Raw genomic sequence first — 18212 nt, forward strand, 5'->3', positions numbered from 1 at the left:
TAGGGTCGGGGGGTGGAAGAGTTCCGGGTGGTGGGGGAACGGATCGTCGAGGCGGTGCTGGCGGCGCGACCGGGGCTGGCGACCTCGGTGGGCGACCATCGATACGACGATCGGTTGCCGGATTTCTCGGCCGACGCGGTGGACCGCGACCGGGCGATGCTGGCGGACGCGGCAAGCGTGCTCTGCGAACTCGATGCGGATGTGCTGGACACCGCGGAATCCGTCGACCACGCGCTGCTTGCCACCCTGGTCGACCGCTACCTGTTCGAGCTGACCGAGATCCGGGCGCACGAGTGGGATCCGTTGGTGCACAACCCCGGGCCGCTGCTGCATGCCCTGGTCGCTCGCCCGTACGCGCCGGCCGAGGAACGGTTGACCGCCCTCGCCGGCCGGCTCGCCGCCGTACCGGATGCGCTGGCGACCGCACGCGCGGCGTTGCGCGACATGCCCCGCATCCATGCCGAGACCGCCGTCGGGCAGTTCACCGGCGCGGCGGCGCTGATCCGCGACGAGGTGCCGGCCCTGCTCGCGCAGGCACCCGCACTGCTGGACCGGGTCGAGCCGGCCGCCACCAGCGCGATCGCCGCGCTTGAGGAGTTCGTCGCCTGGCTGCGCACCGGCCTGGCGGCCGAGGCCGGGCCGGGCCGCGACCCACGGCTGGGCCGCCGCCGTTGGGAGGCCCGACTCTGGTACGCGCTCGACACCGAGCTGGGCGCCGCGGAGATCCAACGCCGGGCGTGGGCGAACCTCGACCGGGTCACCGAGGAGATCCGTGCGGCAGCGGTCGAGCTGGTCGGCGGCCCGGCCGACGACGAGACCGTACGCCGGGCCCTGGACCTGCTCGCCGCCGAGCATCCCGACGACCACACAATCGTCGACCTGGCCGCCGTCACCCTCGACGAGGCGAGCGACTTCGTGCGGGCGCACGACCTGGTCACCGTGCCGAACGACCCGTGCGTGATCCAGGTGATGCCGGAGTTCGCCCGCGGTGTGGCGGTGGCCTACTGCGATGCGCCCGGCGCGTTGGAGACCGCCGACCTGCCGACGTTCTACTGCATCGCACCGACCCCGGCCGACTGGCCGGCGCGGCGGGTGGACTCGTTCTACCGCGAGTACAACGACCACATGATCCGCAACCTGACCGTGCACGAGGCGATGCCCGGTCACTTCCTCCAGCTCGCGCACGCCCGCCGCTACGCGGGCTCCACCCGGGTCCGGGCACTGACCCGCTCCGGTCCGTTCGTCGAGGGTTGGGCGGTCTACGCCGAGGAACTGATGACCAGGTACGGCTTCGGCGGCCTGCCGGTGCGCCTGCAACAGCTCAAGATGCAGCTGCGGATGACCCTCAACGCCCTGCTGGATCAACTCGTGCACGCCGAGGAACTGTCCGAGGACGAGGCGATGGCGCTGCTGACCGGGCGAGGTTTCCAGGAGGAGGGGGAGGCGTCCGGCAAATGGCGGCGCGCCCTGCTCACCTCCACCCAGCTCTCGACGTACTTCGTCGGTTACCAGGAGGTCGCCGAGATTGCCGCAGCCCGACCAGCCGAGGTGCCGGTACGCGACTGGCACGACGAGATGCTCGCCCACGACTGCCCACCACCACGGCACCTGCGTACCCTGCTCGGCTGCTAGCGCTGCGCCGGTGGCCGGTGCCGGCGGCTCAGCTGCCGGCGGGGCGGCGGTCCACCACGTCGGCACCCGGCGGCAGCTCGAAGGCCGAACCGTCGACCTGCTCCTGGTAGCGGCTCAGCGCCAGTTCCACCGGCTCGCCGTCGAGCTGACCGGTGAAGCTGCCAAGCGTCCCCTCCCCGGTCACGCAGGCGGAGAAGCTGTCGGCGCTCTGGCGGATGTCGACGCAGGTGGCGTGGAGCCCGGCGACCGTGGTTTCGCTCTGGGTGATCACCGCGCCCGGATCCAGCGCCGCCGTGGTCAGCAACCCCATCACCATCGGCGGGGTGACCAGCCCTTCCTGTTCGGCCGCGGCGAAGACGACGACCGAGGGCTTGCTGTTCGGGGCGGGCGGCGCTTCGAGGGTGCAGACGGTGCGTCGGTCCTGCACCCCGCAGCGGGTGGTGGCCTCGTCGGTGACCGTGAGCTTGCCGCCCGGCCACGCGTACGAGGACCGGGCCGGATCCTGCGCCTGGCTGATCGTCGCGGTCTGCCCGCCGGGGAGCTGGTACTCCGCCGAGTAGGTCGACTCCAGTGCTCGGTCCATCCGGGCGGCGAGGTCGTTGACGATGTCGGCCCGTCCCATCGCGCGCCCGGCGTCGTCGAGGGCTTGACAGCCAGTGACGGTGAGCAACACGGCGGCCGACGCGGCGAGTGTACGGAGAGTGGTCGAGGCGGCGGGCATGGCGACCAGCCTGATCGATCGGATCCCCCTCGTGCAAACTCGTTGCCGGTTGACGCACGAGAATCCGGGAATGTCCGACCTGGCGGTAGTCGGAGAGTGAGCGGTCGACCAGCCCGGTCGCCGTGCGTAGGGGCGGGGACCGATACGCTGCGTTCAACACCTGCCTCAGCCGCACAGTCGCGGCCAAACCGGACGAGAGCATACGAACGAGGAGCGACTCAGTGGCAACCATCGAGGTAATCGAGGCTCGGGAGATCCTGGACTCGCGGGGCAACCCGACCGTCGAGGTCGAGGTTGGTCTCGACGACGGCACCATCTCCCGGGCAGCGGTGCCCTCCGGCGCCTCCACCGGCGCCTTCGAGGCAATCGAGCTGCGCGACGGCGACAAGGGCCGCTACCTGGGCAAGGGCGTGGAGCAGGCGGTCGCCAACATCGAGGACCGGATCGTCGACCAGCTGATCGGCTACGAGGCCAGCGAGCAGCGGGTGATCGACCAGAAGATGCTCGACATCGACGGCACCGACAACAAGGCCGAGCTGGGCGCGAACGCCATCCTCGGGGTCTCGTTGGCGGTGGCCAAGGCCGCGGCCGGCAGCGCCGGCCTGAGCCTCTTCCGCTACCTGGGCGGGCCGAACGCGCACCTGCTGCCGGTGCCGATGATGAACATTCTCAACGGTGGGGCGCACGCCGACAGCAACGTCGACATCCAGGAATTCATGATCGCGCCGATCGGCGCGCCGAGCTTCCGGGAGGCGCTGCGCTCGGGCGCCGAGGTGTACCACGCGCTGAAGTCGGTGCTGAAGAAGAAGGACCTGTCGACCGGGCTGGGCGACGAGGGCGGCTTCGCGCCGAACCTGCCGACAAACGCCGCCGCCCTGGACCTGATCGCCGAGGCGGTGGAGAAGGCCGGCTACCGGCTCGGCAGCGACATCGTCTTCGCGCTCGACGTGGCGGCCACCGAGTTCTTCGCCGACGGCCGGTACACCTTCGAGGGGGTCGCCAAGACCGCCGAGGAGATGAGCGAGTACTACACCAAGCTCGCCGACGCGTACCCGATCGTGTCGATCGAGGACCCGCTGGCCGAGGACGACTGGACCGGCTGGCAGACGCTCACCGCCGCGATCGGCAACCGGATCCAGATCGTCGGCGACGACCTGTTCGTCACCAACCCGCAGCGCATCGCCCGGGGCATCGCCGAGCAGGCGGCCAACTCCGTACTGGTGAAGGTCAACCAGATCGGTTCGCTCACCGAGACCCTGGACGCGGTGGACCTGGCCCACCGGGCCGGCTTCAAGTGCATGATGAGCCACCGCTCCGGCGAGACCGAGGACACCACCATCGCCGACCTGGCGGTGGCCACCGGGTGCGGTCAGATCAAGACCGGTGCCCCGGCCCGGTCGGACCGGGTCGCGAAGTACAACCAGCTGCTGCGGATCGAGGAGGAGCTGGCCGACGCGGCGCGGTATGCCGGGGCGGGCGCTTTCCCGCGCTACCGTTCCGCCTGACGGGTGCGAGACCTCGGGGGAGGGGTGTGATGCAGCAGCGCCGTACGCCGGGCGGTCAGCGCCCGGCCCGCCGGCCGGGTCAGCCCGGTCGATCGGGCGTGGGTCGGGGCACCGTCCGCGACGGCGGCGTCCGCGCCACGCCGCGCGCCGCCGCCGGCCGGACGCCCCGGCCGCGCGCGGTGCCGAGGCGGTACGTTCCGCCAAGCGGCCCGCCGCTGCCCGGCGTACGACGGCCGGCGGCGGGGCCATCCGGCGCACCGCGTCCCCCTCCCGAGGTCTCACCGGGCGGGCCACCGTGCTGTTCGCGGTGCTGATCGCGCTCGCCCTCGCCTACACCTATCCCGTCCGGGTCTACCTCGACCAGCAGGCCGACATCGAACGGATGGAGGCCGCGCAGGAGGCTCAGCGCAAGCTGATCGCCGAGCTGACCACCGAGGCCGAGAAGTGGCAGGACGACGCGTACATCGAGACAAAGGCCCGGGAACGGTTCTTCATGCGCCGGCCCGGCGAGAAGATGGTGATCCTGCTGCCGCCGGCGGACACCGCCGACGCCAGCGACCCCGACGAGTCGGCGACGGCCGCCCCACCTGATGCGTGGTACGACACCCTCTGGTCGAGCGTACGGGCCGCCGACGCCAACCAGTCCGACGAGTGAACGAGGACAGCGCACCGTGACCGTCGTACCCCCGCAGGAGCCGGCGGCGGCTTCCGTACCCCCACCGAAGCGGGAACCGGCCACCGAGGCCGACCTGGCCGCGGTGGCCGCGCAGCTCGGCCGCCCGCCCCGGGGGACCCGTGCGGTGGCCCACCGGTGCCCGTGCGGCCTGCCCGACGTGGTGGAGACGACGCCCCGGCTGGCCGACGGCACACCGTTTCCGACGCTGTTCTATCTGACCTGTCCCCGGGCCACCGCGGCGTGCAGCCGCCTGGAGTCGGCCGGGCTGATGCGCGAGATGGCGGACCGGCTGGCCACCGATCCGGAGCTGGCCGCCGAATACCGCGCCGCACACGAGGACTACCTGACCCGGCGGGAGGCGATCGCCGAGGTCCCCGAGATCGCCGGCATCTCGGCCGGCGGCATGCCTGGCCGGGTCAAGTGCCTGCACGTCCAGCTCGGCCACGCGCTCGCCGCCGGGCCGGGGGTGAACCCGTTCGGCGACGAGACGCTGGCGTTTGTCGAGCCCTGGTGGGCCGGGGGCCGTTGCGTCGACGTGCCGGAGGCCGAGTGACCGCCGACACGACCGGCGGCCCGGCCGCGCCCGCCGAGGACGTCTCGTCGACCGGCCCGGCGCCGAGCGCCGAGGACCCTTCGGGCCCGGCTCCGAGCGCCGAGGAGGCTTCGTTCGCCGGCTCGGCTCCGGTCGCGGTGGTGCCGGACGACTTCGTGATCCGGCGGGCCCGGACCGCGGACGTGCGGGCGATCCGGCGCCTGGTCGACACGTACACCGACGACCGTCGACTGCTCAGCAAGGCGACCGTGACGCTCTACGAGGACGTGCAGGAGTTCCGGGTGGCCAGCCGGATCGCCGACGGTGCGGTGGTGGGCTGCGGTGCGTTGCACGTGATGTGGGAGGACCTGGCGGAGATCCGTACCGTCGCGGTCGACCCAGCCTGCCGGGGGCAGCGGATCGGGCACCGGATCGTCGCCGAGCTGATCGAGGCGGCGCGGGAGGTGGGGGTGGCGCGAATCTTCGTGCTGACCTTCGAGACCCGGTTCTTCGGTTCGTTCGGCTTCACCGAGATCGACGGCGCTCCGGTGCCGCATCCGGTCTACGAGCAGCTGCTGCGCTCGTACGACGAGGGCGTCGCCGAGTTTCTCGACCTGGAACGGGTCAAGCCGAACACCCTGGGCAACACCCGAATGCTGCTGCGGCTTTGACCGGCGCCGGTAGGGTGGCCCGCGTGACGACGCGCGTGGCCGCCATCGACTGCGGCACCAACTCGATCCGGCTGCTGATCGCCGACCTGCCCGATCCGTCGGCCGGGCCGTCCGCGCCCCTGGTCGACGTGCGGCGACGGATGGAGATCGTCCGGCTGGGGCAGGGGGTGGACCAGACCGGACGGCTGGCCCCGGAGGCCATCGAGCGGACCCGGGTGGCGCTGGCCGAGTACGCCGTCGACATCGAGAAGTCGGGTGCCGAGCGGGTGCGGATGTGCGCCACCTCGGCCAGCCGCGACGCCCAGAACGCGGCCGACTTCCGGGCCATGGTGGAACAGACCCTGGGTGTCGCGCCCGAGGTGGTGAGCGGCGACGAGGAGGCCCGCCTCTCCTTCACCGGTGCGGTGCGGGGGCTGCCCGCCGACGCCGAATCGCCCTATCTGGTGCTCGACATCGGTGGCGGCTCGACCGAGTTCGTGGTCGGCGACCGGGAGCGCGGTGTGCACGCGGCGATCTCGATGGACATCGGCTGTGTCCGGATGACCGAACGGCACCTGCACGGCGACCCGCCCGGCCTGGACGAGATCGCCGCCGCGCGGGCCGACATCACGGTGGCGGTGGACCGGGCGCTGGCGGCCGTACCGGGCCGCGAGGCGGCCACCCTGGTCGGGCTCGCCGGGTCGGTCACCACCGTGGTGGCGATCGCGGTGGGGCTCACCGGGTACGACCCGACCCGCATCCACCACGCCCGGGTGTCGTACGACCGGGTGGCGGAGGTGACCGCGGACCTGCTGGCGATGAGCCGCGACCAGCGCCTGGCGGTACCGGTGATGCACCCCGGCCGGGCCGACGTGATCGGTGCCGGGGCGCTCGTGCTTCAGGTGAGCATGGAACGGGCCGGCGCGGACTCGGTGGTCGCCTCGGAGCACGACATCCTCGACGGCATCGCCTGGAGCCTCGCGCCGGCAGCCTGACGCTGCCGGGAAGCTGGGAAATGGCTGAACGGATGAGGTCCGCGGGACAGCGGACGCCGTCGATGATCGCTACGGTGTCGTCTGCTCATTCATCCCTCGGAAGGAAAACCCGTGTCAGAGCAGGCAGCCCCGCCGTCCACTTCGGACGCCCAGCAGATCCCGCCGGGCGCGCCGGCACCGCCCGCGGCGGGCATGCAGCCACCCGCACCGACCGAGCCGGAGCAGCGTTCCGGCGGTGGCAAGAAGAAGCTGCTCGGCATCGTCGGCGCGGTCGTCGCCTTCGCGGTCGTCGCAGGGCTGAAGTTCGGCCTGGGCAACCTGCTCAACCGGGACGAGGCGGCCGAGGCGAAGGTCGGCGACTGCATCGCCGAACTGTCCGCGAGCAACCTCGGTGAGCAGGAGACCGAGGTCGACGGGGCGAAGGTGGTCGACTGCACCGACAGCAAGGCGGCGTACAACGTCGTCGGTCGGGTCGACGGGCAGACCGAGGCGCAGGCCAGCTCCGGCGAGGCGTGCAACCAGTACTTCAGCGAGACCGACGACGGCTACGTCTTCTACTCCATCAAGCCGGGAAGCACCGGCTACCTGCTCTGCCTGACCAAGCGGGCCTGAGCGGACCTCGGCACCATCCCACCACGGTCGACGGCGGCGCGGCGGACACCGCGCCGCCGTCGGCGTTTGCCGGCCACCGGGCGGGACGTGTCCGGGAGGTGAATGCCACTCTCCTGCCGTCTTCCCGGGGCGGTCACGGCGTGGCAGGCTACCCGCACGTATCACCACTGGGCGACCAGCCAACGATGACTGACCGCTAGGAGGACGGGCCGATGGGTGAGATGGTTACCTACCGTGTCAACGGAGGGAACGGAGCGGGATACCTCGCGATACCCTCGACCGGTGCGGCCAGCCCCGCGATCATCGTCATCCAGGACTGGTGGGGTCTGGCGCCCCACGTCCGGTCCGTGGTGGACCGCTTCGCCGAGGCGGGCTTCGTCGCCCTGGCGCCCGACTTCCGGCACGGTGGGCCGGCGAGCAAGCCGAGCGAGCCGCGGCTGATGCTGAACAGCACGCAGATGGACGAGGCCGCCGCCGACATCGCCGCCGCCGCCGACTACCTCGCCGGCCGTGGTGAGGTCACCGGCAAGGCCGGCTGTGCCGGCTTCTGCGCGGGTGCCAGCCTGGCGTTGTGGGCGGCGAGTCAGACCGAGCGGATCGTCGCCACCGCCGCGTTCTACCCTCGGCTGCCCTGGGAGGGCATGCGCGCCGAGTGGCCGGACTACGCGGGCAAGGCGGCCCTCATCCACTGCTCCGAGGCCGACGGTACGTCAAGTGAGCCGGGCGTGCAGGCCGTGCGCCGGGCCATCGAGAACGCGGGCGGCAGCTGCCAGCTGCACGACTACCCGGGCACCGAGCACGCCTTCTTCAACGAGGACCGGCCGGAGAAATTCGACCAGCGCGCCGCCACCAGCGCCTGGGCCCGTACCCTCGAACTCTTCCGGGCCAAGCTTGGCTGAGCCGCGTACCCCCGCCGAGGTGGTCGTCCGCGCGACGCGGGCGACCGACCTGGCCGACCTTGACGCGGCGATCAGCGATTGTTTCGCCTGTCCACGGCTGGTGGACTGGCGGGAGGAGGTGGCCCGCACCCGCCGCGCCGCCTTCCGCGACCAGGAGTACTGGGGCCGGCCGGTGCCCGGCTTCGGTGATCCGGCCGCCCGGATCGCCATCCTCGGCCTGGCCCCGGCCGCGCACGGCGGCAACCGCACGGGTCGGATCTTCACCGGTGACCGCTCGGGCGACGTGCTCTTTGCCGCGCTGCACCGCGCCGGGCTGGCCAACCAGCCGACAAGTGTCGCCGCCGACGACGGGCTGGCGCTGCGGGAGACGCGGATCTTCGCTGCGGTGCGCTGCGCACCGCCGGACAACAAGCCCACCCCGGCCGAGCGGGACACCTGCGCGCCCTGGCTGCACCGGGAGGTCGCGCTGGTGCAGCCGACCCTACGGGTCGTGGTCGCGCTTGGTGCCTTCGCCTGGGCTGCCTGGTGGCCGGCGTTGCGTCAGGTGTACGGCTTCCGTCCGCCCAGCCCGCGACCGTCGTTCGGCCATGGGGCACACTGGTCCGGCACGGCCGTACCGGAATTGCTCGGTTGTTATCACGTCAGCCAGCAGAACACTTTCACCGGACGGCTGACACCAGGGATGCTGGACGACGTGTTCGCCCGGGCGAAACGATTGGCCGGAGTGGACTGAGGCTGCGGGGCGGTGGCAATGGCGACGACGGACTGTGAGCGCGATGCTCGACCGTACGCCTCGGTGGCCCGGAGGTAGCCGGATGGAGGTCCTGCGCAGGTGGTGGCCGCTCGCGATGGTGGTCGGCCTGCTCGCGGCAGTCACCCTGGCGGCCGCGAACTCGTCGATCGGCGCGAGCCGGGTCCCGCCCGCTGCCCAGGACGCCCCGTTCGTCCTGGAGTACCCGACGGAGGACCCCCGCCCGTCGATCCCGGTCGAGCCGCGGGAGGCCGCCGAGCAGACCCGCACCCAGATCCCGTCGTGGCTCGGTACGGCCGCCTTGGCGGTGCTCGGTGCGGCGATGCTCGCCGCCTTCGGCTACCTGCTCTGGACGCTGGTGCGGACGGCGGCTCGCCGGGTCACCCGCCGGCTGCCGGCGCGCCCGGCCCGGCGCAGCGCCGAGGGCACGGCGCGTGAGGTGGTCGCCGCCGTCGACGCCGGCCTGGTCGACCTGGACGACCGGTCCACCGACCCGCGGACCGCGGTGATCGCCTGCTGGGTCCGGCTCGAAGAGGCCGCCTCGGCCGCCGGCGTGCCCCGGCTCACCGGCGACACCCCGACCGACCTGGTCACCCGGCTGCTGCGCGGCGACCCGGCCGCTGGCGTGCCGGCGATCGTCAGCGCCGACGTGCTGGCCGAGTTCGCGCACGTCTACCGCGAGGCCCGGTACGCCACCCGGCCGGTCGACGAACGAACCCGTGACCAGGCACGCGCGGCGCTGCGCCGGTTGCGCGGCGAACTCACCGCCACGGTCGAGCAGGTGACGACGTGAACGCCCGGAAACGAACGCACCGGCGGCCCGGCGCGCCGGCCGGTGCCGAGGTGACGTCGTGAGTCGAGCCAGCATCGACGACCTGCTCAGCTTCGAGGAGGAGCGGCCGGTCCGGACCGAACGGCGCGAGGGCGGGCGGCTGCGCGCCCTGGCCGGCGTCCTCGGCGTCACCGCAGCCGCGACGGTCGTGCTCGTTGCCGGCCTGCGGGTGATCGGGCTGCGGGTGTCGCTGGTGGTGCTGGTCGCCGCGGTGCTCACGCTGCTTGTGGTACGCCGGATCGTGGCCGTGCTCGCACCGCCGCCGAAGTCCCCCCGCCTCGCGGAAGCGTCCCGAGGCAGAGAGGAGGACGGCATGTACAACTGGGCGTCCCAGGACGCGTTGCGTGCCGCAGTCAACGGTTGGGCAACCCCGCTGGAGTGGTCGAAGACCAAACCCGACCGGTTCACCGGGAGGGTCCTGCCCCGCCTCGCCGAGCTGGCCGACGAGCGGCTGCGCCTGAAGCACGGCGTGACCCGTGAGTCGGATCCGGGCCGGGCTCGGGTGCTGCTGGGCGACCGACTGTGGAAGTTCCTGGAGACCCCGCCCCGCCGCACCCCCTCGCCGCGCGACCTCGCGGCGATCGTCGCCGAACTGGAGAAGATCTGATGAACGACGTCGGCCGGACCATGCCTCCCACCGAGGTCGGTCACCTCGCCCGGGCGGTACTGGACGCGGTGGGCCAGGTCGTGGTCGGCAAGCGGGACGCCCTGGAACTGGTCCTGGCCGGCATCCTGGCCGGCGGGCACGTGCTGTTGGAGGACCTGCCGGGCCTGGGTAAAACGCTTACCGCCCGGTCCTTCGCCCAGGCCCTCGGGCTGGACTTCCGTCGTCTCCAGTTCACTCCGGACCTGTTGCCCGCCGATGTCACCGGCTCGTTCCTGTACGACCAGCGCAGCGGCGATTTCGCGTTCCGGGCCGGGCCGGTCTTCACCAACCTGCTGCTCGCCGACGAAATCAACCGGACCCCGCCGAAGACCCAGTCGGCCCTGCTGGAGGCGATGCAGGAGAAGCAGGTTTCGGTGGAGGGCGTGACCTACCGGCTGGACGAGCCGTTCCACGTGCTCGCCACCGCCAACCCGATCGAGTACGAGGGCACCTACCCGCTGCCGGAGGCGCAACTGGACCGATTCCTGCTGCGGGTGTCGTTCGGCTACCCCGAGCAGGAGGAGGAGTGGGAGGTGCTGCGTCGGCGGATGGCCCGCCGCCGCGAGGAGGCCGAGATCAAGCCGGTCGTCGACGCCGCCACGCTGCGCGCCATGCAGGCGGCGCTGGAGGACGTCGTGGTGGAGGACTCGGTCGGGCGCTACATCGTGGCGCTGACCGCAGCCACCCGGGAACACCCCTCGGTGCTGGTCGGCGCCTCGCCGCGGGGCTCGTTGGCGCTGTTGCTGCTGGCCCGGGTCCGGGCCGTGCTCTCCGGCCGCGACTACGTGGTGCCGGAGGATGTGAAGGACGTGGCGACGCCGGCACTGGCGCACCGGATCACGCTGCGGCCGGAAATGTGGCTGCGCCGGGTCGACCCGTCCTTCGTGGTCGGCGAGGTCCTCGACGCGACACCGGCACCGGCCAGCGGTGCGCTGCCCAGCTACGCCGGCGGGCACCAGGGGCACTGAACGCGTGGTGATCAGTCAGGACCGATCGGCACCGGCCAGCAGCAGGACCGGCCAGGTCGTGCTGCGCCCCGCCGCGCCGCCGGACGGCCGGGGCAGCCGAGCCGCCGCGACCGAGCAGGATCGATCGACGCCGGAACGCTGGACGCCCACCCCGGCGCTCGGCCGGGCGGTGCTGCTCACCGGCCTGCTCCTGATCGCCGGGGTGCTGCTGGGCCGGGTGGACCTGGTCGTGCTTGCCGCACCGTTCGCGCTGGGCACCGCGTACGCGTTGCACCGCCGGCCCGCCGAACTGCCCCAGGTGCTGATCAACGACGGCGGCGGGCACCTGGTGGAGGGTGGCGAGTTGACCGGCACGGTAAGCGTCGGCAACCCCGACCCGGTGCCGTACGACGTGGCGGTGCTGCGTACCCGGGTCTCGCCCTGGCTGCGGGTCGACCGGGCGACGCTCGCCGGTGGCACGGTCGCCGGGCGGAGTCGGGCCGGTGGCAGCACGACGGTGGCGGACTGCCCGTTCGTCACCTCGGTCGCCCCGGAGACCGCGGTCGACCTGGAGCTGAGCGGCACCGCGCTGCGGTGGGGACGGCACCTGCTCGGCCCGGCCGGTGCCCGGGTGGCCGCAGCACAGGGGCTGTTGATCTCGCGGGCGGTGCTCGCCGAGCCGGTCCGCGCGAAGGTGTACCCGAAGACCGAGCCGTTCGAGGCGGTCGAGGCGATGCCCCGGGCCGCCGGGCTGGTTGGCGCGCACCGCTCGCGCCGTCCCGGCGAGGGCGGCGAACTGGCCGGGGTCCGGGTGTTCGCGCCCGGTGACCGGCTGCGCCGGATCGACTGGCGGGTGTCGCTGCGGACCCGGCAGCTGCACGTGGCGGCCACCCTCAGTGACCGGGACGCCGAGGTGGTGGTGCTGCTCGACGTGCTGGCCGAGGCGGGCCGCTCTGGCGGGATCGCCGGAACGGCATCGGTACTGGACACCACGGTCCGGGCCGCTGCCGCCATCGCCGAGCACTACCTGCACCGGGGCGACCGGGTGTCGCTGCTGGAGTACGGCCCGAGCGCCCGCCGGCTGCGGCCGGCCACCGGGCGGCGACAGTATCTGACCGCCCTGGAATGGCTGTTGGAGGTGAAGGCGCAACCTTCCCCGCAGGCGGTGGACGACCTCGCGTTCGGCCCCCAGTTGCTCTCCGCCGACGCGCTTGTGGTGGTGCTCACGCCGCTGCTCCAGGAGCGGTCGGCACAGATGCTGGCCCGGTTGGCCCGCTCGGGCAGGTTCGTGGTGGCCGTGGACACCCTGCCGGCCGACCTGCCGCCACCAAAGGGGCAGGGGTGGGCCGAGGTGGCCTACCGGCTGTGGCGGCTGGACCGGGACACGATGATCATGCAGCTGCGCGAGCACGGGGTGCCAGTGGTGCCATGGGTCGGCGCGGGCAGCCTTGACCAGGTGTTGCGTGACGTGGCCCGGATGGCCACCGCACCCCGGGTGGGCAACCGGTGAGCGCGCCCGACGCGGCGCGGCGGAGCACCGCGTTTCCGGACGGAGGGCGAGCCCGATGATCGCCTCGTTGACCGGCCGGGTCCGGACGCTGGGCACGGCGGCGAAACGGATCACCCTGATCCCGGTACTGATCCGCTTCGGCATCTTCCTCAGCACGCTGATCGGCCTGCTGCTGGCGTACCCCGCCGAGGTGCTTGCGGAACAGGCACTCGGCGCCCTGGTCCTGGTCGCGGTGCTCCCTGCGGTGGCGCCACGCCGGTTCTGGCCGACCTTCGCGGCGCTTGTCACCGTCGCCGGATGGCTGCTCGCCACCGACGGGTACGACCGGCCGATCGCGCTGTGGCGACTGATGGCCGTGGCGGTGGCGCTCTACCTGACGCACACCCTCTGCGCGCTTGCCGCGCTGCTGCCGTACGACGCGGTCGTGGACCCGGACCTGATCGTGCGTTGGCTCACCCGCGCGGCGGGCGTGTTGCTCGCCACGTCGGTGCTCGGGATCCTGCTGCTCGAACTGGCCCGCCTGGGTGGGCGCGAGAACGGTTGGCAGGCCGTCACCGTCGCCGGTCTGCTGATCGCGGTCGCGGTGACCGCCCTCCTCGCCTGGCTGCTCCGCCGCCGGTGAAACTGCTGGCCCGGCCGCTGCGCGGCAGGTGAGAACGAGATCGCCGGGGCCGGTGTGAAGCCCGGTACGCAGGTGGTCGGAGTGTCGCAAGCAGCCGGAGTTGTCCGGGTCACAGTGAGGTTGTGCTCGGTCACAGAAGGGGACCGGGATCGGGATTAGCGTCGCCGGTGGGGGAAAGATGGTAGACGTGAATCCGAAGCGGATCCTTGTGGTGGGCGCCGGGCACGTCGGTCTCTACGCGGCGCTGCGCCTGTCGAAGAAGCTCAGCTCCCGTGAGGCTGAGGTCATCGTCGTCGACCCCCAGCCGCACATGACGTACCAGCCGTTCCTGCCCGAGGCGTCCGGGGGAAACATCTCCCCACGGCACGCCGTGGTGCCGCTGCGTCGCGAGTTGCGCCGGTGCACGGTGATGGCCGGCGCGGTGACCCGGATCGAGCACGACCGCAAGACCGCCACCGTCCAGCCGATCGTCGGCCCGACCCGGGAGATCAGGTACGACCACATCGTGGTCGCCCCCGGCTCGGTGTCCCGGACCCTGCCGATTCCTGGCCTGCACGAGCAGGGCATCGGGTTCAAGACCATCGGTGAAGCCATCTACCTGCGCAACCACGTGTTGGAGCAGTTGGACGTGGCCGCCGCGACGACCGACCCCGAGGTGCGCCGCCGGGCGCTGACCTTCGTCTTCGTCGGCGGCGGATACGCCGGCATCGAGGCCCTCGCCGAGATGGAGGACATGGCCCGGGACGCGCTGCGGTACTACCCGGAGCTGAACGCGTCGGACATGCGGTGGGTACTTGTCGAAGCCACCCAGCGGGTACTGCCCGAGGTCGACCGGGACATGGGTGCCTACACGGTGCAGCAGCTGCTGAAGCGGGACATGGACATCCGGTTGGACACCCGGCTGGAGTCCTGCGTCGACGGGGAGGTCAAGCTCTCCGACGGGGACACTTTCCCCACGAACACGATCGTCTGGACCGCCGGGGTGAAGCCGTCGCCGATGCTTGACGCGACCGACTTCCCTCGCGACGACCGGCGTCGGGTCACCTGCCTGCCCACCCTCCAGGTGGTCGACGGTGACCGGGTGATCGACGGTGCCTGGAGTGCCGGCGACTGCGCCGCCGTACCGGACCTGACCAAGGCACCGGGCAACTACTGCTCGCCGAGCGCCCAGCACGCGGTACGCCAGGCGCAGCGGATGGCCGACAACATCGTCGCCGTGATCCGTGGCCGGGAGCCGGTCGACTACAAGCACAAGCACGCCGGCAGCGTGGCCAGTCTCGGCCTGCACAAGGGCGTGGCCCAGGTCTACGGCATCAAGATGACCGGTTGGCCGGCGTGGTTCATGCACCGGACGTACCACATGAGCCGGATCCCGTCGTTCAACCGCAAGGTCCGGGTGGTGGTCGACTGGACCCTGGCGTTCGTCCTCAAGCGTGAGGTGGTCGCCCTCGGCCAGCTGCACGACCCCCGCGAGGAGTTCGCCGAAGCCTCCCGCAAGTAGGCGTGTAAGGAAGGGCCCCTTCTTAACGCCTCAGGTAGAGGAAGGGCCCCTTCTTAACACCTCTGGCCACCGGGGGTAGCCGCGCGGGACGCCGCGTCGGCTGCGAAACCGCTACCGTGGCACTGCACCGCGCGTCTCGGCGCGTCGGGTTCACCCGCCCGGGTGGTGGAACGGTAGACACGGCCGCCTTAAAAGCGGCTGCCGTAAGGCATGCGGGTTCGACCCCCGCCCCGGGCACCCAGGCCGGCCGCCGTAGCGCCACCGCCGTAGCTTCGCCGCAGAACTCGCCGCCGCAGGGCCACCGTAGCTTCGCCGCAGGGCCCGCCGCCGTAGCGCCGCCGGCGAGACCTACTGGGTCCGTCGTACGCCCGAGTCCGAGGACGTTGCGAGGATCGCCTCGATGCCGCGTTCGAACAGTTCGTCGTCAGTGCACTCTGCGTCGCCGAGATATCCGGACGCGACGAGGGTGGGATAGGCGGCGGCGTTCGCTGCGATCTGGTGGCGGGCCTGTGCCCGCGCCTCGGATGCGGCGCTCTGCCGCCAGGTGGCTTCGGTGAGCGCGGCACCGATCACGTAGTTGGCGATCAGGCGAACGGTGACGGCCAACCGGGTGCCGGTGAAGTCACCACGGACCAGCGCCGATTGCAGGAATTCGGTACGCGCCAGCACGTTGGGGCCGAGCATCGGACGGCCGATGAGGCCGGGTGCCCAGGGGTGTCGAAGCATGACCGTACGCCATTGGCGCGTCAACGCCCGTACGTCGTCCTGCCACTCTCCTGCTGCCGGCGGCAGTGGCACATCGGCGAAGATCTCATCGACGGCCAGGTCCAGCACGTCGTCCTTTGTCGCGACGTGCCAGTAGAGCGCGGTCGGGGTGACCGCGAGGCGATCTGCCAGACGCCGCATCGTCAGGCCACCGACGCCGTCTTCGTCGAGCAGCGCCACGGCCGCCTCGACAATGCGTTCGCGGGTCAGTCTGTCCCGCCGGGGCGGGCGTTCTTGCGTACGGAGCCAGACGCTGCCGGCTCGTTGGCTGCTCCGCCCGGACGTCGTCGGTTGCCGGAATTCACTCGCGCTCACGCTTCCCATCGTATTACGGTGTTCAGGAAAATTAACGTCGTTAAGTCACCTGTACGCTGTTCGAGGAGATCGCCTCATGCCTCTGCTGCGGATACAACTCGACAGCGACAGGAACACCGCTCGGCGGGTGCTCCAGCTCCACCGGGCGGGGAAGATCCACCACGAGTCCCGGAACGCCGCCCGTGACGAGGTCTGGCGCCGTGGCCGTACCCCCGCCGCCGAACCAGTCTTCGTCGGCATCACCAATGGCGAGCCCGTCCGGCTCATCTATGACGTGGAGGTCTGCCTGGACATAACGCGGTGAATGGTCACGACCAGAGCTCAAAGGGCTCGTCGATCTCCTGGCCGGCCAGGAACCTGGTCAACAACTGTGGGAGCCGTCGCGGGTAGAACTGCTCGGCGCTGGCCACCACCTCGGCGATCGGCCACCATCGGTAGTCGAAGTAATCCTCGCGCTCATAGTCGAAACGCCCGGCTTCGTCGATCGCCTCGCCTTTGTAATCAAGGGGTACGGCGACCACGACCTCGTGTTGCAGGTGTCGACGGGTCCGATGCCGGAAGGACGAGGTTCGTCGCCATGTTGGCGGGCCGACCTGTTCGGGCGAGATCGAGATTCCGGTTTCCTCGCGAAGTTCCCGCAGGGCCGCCTCCAGGTACGTCTCGCCCTCGTCGATCCCGCCACCGGGAAGCTCCCACCATTGGCCCAGCTCCGGTGCGGTGATTTCGTGAGTGTGGAAGAGCAGGATCCGATCGGCCACGTCGCGGAGCACGATGCGGACCGCGTCGCGTTCGAAGATCGGCAGGTCCTGCGGGATCTCGGTCATCGGCACCTCTCGTATCGGAAGGCTGGTTCAGCGTAAGCAGAGAGGCGGCCGGGATGGGGATGGCCGTCAATTGCCGACCCGGGCGGCAGGGCCAGGCGGGGTGTCCGGATTTCGACCGTCCTCGGGACGCTGGCTGGCCGCGTCGCGACGTTGGGCCGGGTCGCGGAGCCGCTCACCCGGGCACTCTCAGCGTTCCCTCAGCTTTCCGATGACCAACGGGCTGGCCCGGACGTTTACTCTTATAGCGCGCGTTGACGCGCCACGACCGCCCTAGGGAGGCCTGACAGTGAAGACTTCGAACCCGGTACTCGCGCGGCTCGGCCAAGCGGCCGAGCGGGAGCGGGCCGCCGGGTACGCCCCGACCGGGCCGTACGGACAGCCCGGATACCCCCAGCAGTACCCGCCGCAGGCCGGTTACCCCGGCGCGCCGGGCTTCCCGTCCGCTCCGCCTGCGGTCACCCCGATGTCGATCGACGACGTGGTGGTCAAGACGGTCACGCTCCTGGCCATCGTCGGTGTCGCCGCCGCGGCAGCCTGGGTGCTGATCCCGGACGCACTGCTTGGCGTCGCGTGGATCGGCGCGGCCGTGGTGGGCCTGGTGCTCGGCATGATCATTTCGTTCTCGCGGATGGCGAACCCGGCGCTGGTCGTCGCGTACGCCGTCGTCGAGGGTGTTCTGGTCGGCGCAATCAGCAAGTTCTTCGAGTCGATGTACGACGGCATCGTGCTCCAGGCGGTGACCGCCACCTTCGGCGTCTTCTTCGTGATGGCCATGCTCTACCGGGCGCGGGTCATCCGGGCCACGCCGAAGTTCACCAAGGGCCTGATCGCGGTGATGGCGGGTCTCTTCGCCGTCATGCTGATCAACCTGGTGCTGGCGATGTTCGGCGTCAACACCGGTCTGCGCGACGGTAGCCCGCTGGCCATCGGGTTCAGCCTGGTCTGCATCGTGGTCGCCGCGCTGAGCTTCGTGCTCAGCTTCAAGGAGGTCGAGGACGGCGTCCGGATGGGGCTGCCGCAGCGCTACTCCTGGGTTGCCGCGTTCGGCATCCTGGTCAGCCTGATCTGGCTCTACATCGAGCTGCTGCGTCTGCTGAGCTACTTCCAGGGCGACGACTGACAGCGCCGCCCCGACGACCGACCGGCGTCCGCTCCCACCTGGGAACGGGCGCCGTCGTCATTCCCTAGCCCGTCGCCGCGCCCCCAGCCAGCGTCGATCTTGCACTTTTGGTCGCGGAATAAGCCTCGAAAGGGATGAATTGGCGACATCAAGTGCA

Annotated in this window: 19 protein-coding genes, 1 tRNA gene and 1 pseudogene; 18 read left to right on the forward strand and 3 right to left on the reverse strand. The window is 71.3% G+C overall.

Annotation, left to right across the window (positions count from 1 at the left end; translation table 11 throughout):
• The first annotated feature begins 12 nt into the window (after positions 1-12).
• Positions 13-1632 (forward strand): DUF885 domain-containing protein, encoded by a 1620-nt coding sequence (locus QQG74_RS04645; protein ID WP_341719054.1) that lies wholly within the window; start codon positions 13-15, stop codon positions 1630-1632.
• Between the two features lie 28 nt (positions 1633-1660).
• On the opposite strand, the gene QQG74_RS04650 is transcribed toward QQG74_RS04645, so the two are convergent.
• Positions 1661-2353, reverse strand: coding sequence for a hypothetical protein (locus tag QQG74_RS04650; RefSeq protein WP_341719055.1), 693 nt, complete (start codon positions 2351-2353; stop codon positions 1661-1663).
• Positions 2354-2574: 221 nt separating this feature from the next.
• Between QQG74_RS04650 and eno the strand changes: the two genes are divergently transcribed.
• From eno to QQG74_RS04725, 15 genes and pseudogenes are all read left to right on the forward strand, one after another.
• The gene (gene eno, locus QQG74_RS04655; protein ID WP_341719056.1) at positions 2575-3858 is read left to right on the forward strand and encodes a phosphopyruvate hydratase; all 1284 of its coding nucleotides are present in this window, start codon (positions 2575-2577) and stop codon (positions 3856-3858) included.
• Between the two features lie 29 nt (positions 3859-3887).
• Positions 3888-4513 (forward strand): annotated as a pseudogene (locus QQG74_RS04660) (septum formation initiator family protein).
• A gap of 16 nt (positions 4514-4529) precedes the next feature.
• On the forward strand, positions 4530-5087 hold the full coding sequence (locus QQG74_RS04665; protein ID WP_341719057.1) for a DUF501 domain-containing protein: 558 nt from the start codon (positions 4530-4532) through the stop codon (positions 5085-5087).
• 137 nt (positions 5088-5224) lie between these two features.
• The gene (locus QQG74_RS04670) at positions 5225-5737 is read left to right on the forward strand and encodes an amino-acid N-acetyltransferase (RefSeq protein WP_341721133.1); all 513 of its coding nucleotides are present in this window, start codon (positions 5225-5227) and stop codon (positions 5735-5737) included.
• A gap of 35 nt (positions 5738-5772) precedes the next feature.
• Positions 5773-6711, forward strand: a complete 939-nt coding sequence (locus QQG74_RS04675; RefSeq protein ID WP_341721134.1) for a Ppx/GppA phosphatase family protein — start codon at positions 5773-5775, stop codon at positions 6709-6711.
• Between the two features lie 192 nt (positions 6712-6903).
• On the forward strand, positions 6904-7323 hold the full coding sequence (locus QQG74_RS04680; protein WP_341721135.1) for a hypothetical protein: 420 nt from the start codon (positions 6904-6906) through the stop codon (positions 7321-7323).
• Between the two features lie 212 nt (positions 7324-7535).
• Positions 7536-8222: a dienelactone hydrolase family protein gene (locus tag QQG74_RS04685; RefSeq protein ID WP_341719058.1), complete on the forward strand. Its 687-nt coding sequence runs from the start codon at positions 7536-7538 to the stop codon at positions 8220-8222.
• A 19-nt stretch (positions 8223-8241) separates the two neighbouring features.
• A complete protein-coding gene (locus tag QQG74_RS04690) occupies positions 8242-8955 on the forward strand; it encodes a uracil-DNA glycosylase (protein WP_341721136.1) in 714 nt (237 codons plus the stop codon).
• 43 nt (positions 8956-8998) lie between these two features.
• Positions 8999-9766, forward strand: a complete 768-nt coding sequence (locus QQG74_RS04695; protein WP_341721137.1) for a DUF4129 domain-containing protein — start codon at positions 8999-9001, stop codon at positions 9764-9766.
• A gap of 58 nt (positions 9767-9824) precedes the next feature.
• Positions 9825-10412 carry a hypothetical protein gene (locus QQG74_RS04700; protein ID WP_341719059.1) on the forward strand — a complete coding sequence of 196 codons (588 nt, stop codon included), beginning with the start codon at positions 9825-9827 and terminating at the stop codon, positions 10410-10412.
• Entirely contained in the window at positions 10412-11419 is a 1008-nt protein-coding gene (locus tag QQG74_RS04705) for a MoxR family ATPase (RefSeq protein ID WP_341719060.1), read from the forward strand. Before QQG74_RS04700 ends, QQG74_RS04705 begins: the two co-directional genes overlap by 1 nt.
• A 169-nt stretch (positions 11420-11588) precedes the next feature.
• Positions 11589-12908, forward strand: a complete 1320-nt coding sequence (locus QQG74_RS04710) for a DUF58 domain-containing protein (RefSeq protein ID WP_341721138.1) — start codon at positions 11589-11591, stop codon at positions 12906-12908.
• Between the two features lie 55 nt (positions 12909-12963).
• Positions 12964-13530, forward strand: a complete 567-nt coding sequence (locus tag QQG74_RS04715; RefSeq protein ID WP_341719061.1) for a hypothetical protein — start codon at positions 12964-12966, stop codon at positions 13528-13530.
• Positions 13531-13717: 187 nt separating this feature from the next.
• Entirely contained in the window at positions 13718-15031 is a 1314-nt protein-coding gene (locus QQG74_RS04720) for an NAD(P)/FAD-dependent oxidoreductase (protein ID WP_341719062.1), read from the forward strand.
• A gap of 156 nt (positions 15032-15187) precedes the next feature.
• Positions 15188-15268 (forward strand) — tRNA-Leu (locus QQG74_RS04725).
• 111 nt (positions 15269-15379) lie between these two features.
• Here the strand turns inward: QQG74_RS04725 and QQG74_RS04730 are convergent.
• Positions 15380-16111: a TetR/AcrR family transcriptional regulator C-terminal domain-containing protein gene (locus QQG74_RS04730; protein ID WP_341719063.1), complete on the reverse strand. Its 732-nt coding sequence runs from the start codon at positions 16109-16111 to the stop codon at positions 15380-15382.
• Between the two features lie 76 nt (positions 16112-16187).
• Between QQG74_RS04730 and QQG74_RS04735 the strand changes: the two genes are divergently transcribed.
• Positions 16188-16415: a hypothetical protein gene (locus QQG74_RS04735; protein WP_341719064.1), complete on the forward strand. Its 228-nt coding sequence runs from the start codon at positions 16188-16190 to the stop codon at positions 16413-16415.
• A 4-nt stretch (positions 16416-16419) separates the two neighbouring features.
• Here the strand turns inward: QQG74_RS04735 and QQG74_RS04740 are convergent, their stop codons facing one another.
• On the reverse strand, positions 16420-16935 hold the full coding sequence (locus tag QQG74_RS04740) for an NUDIX domain-containing protein (protein WP_341719065.1): 516 nt from the start codon (positions 16933-16935) through the stop codon (positions 16420-16422).
• A gap of 286 nt (positions 16936-17221) precedes the next feature.
• On the opposite strand from QQG74_RS04740, the gene QQG74_RS04745 reads away from it, so the two are divergent.
• The gene (locus QQG74_RS04745) at positions 17222-18055 is read left to right on the forward strand and encodes a Bax inhibitor-1/YccA family protein (RefSeq protein ID WP_341719066.1); all 834 of its coding nucleotides are present in this window, start codon (positions 17222-17224) and stop codon (positions 18053-18055) included.
• The last annotated feature ends 157 nt before the right edge of the window (positions 18056-18212 follow it).

It is taken from the genome of Micromonospora sp. FIMYZ51 (genome assembly GCF_038246755.1).
GTDB lineage: Bacteria > Actinomycetota > Actinomycetes > Mycobacteriales > Micromonosporaceae > Micromonospora.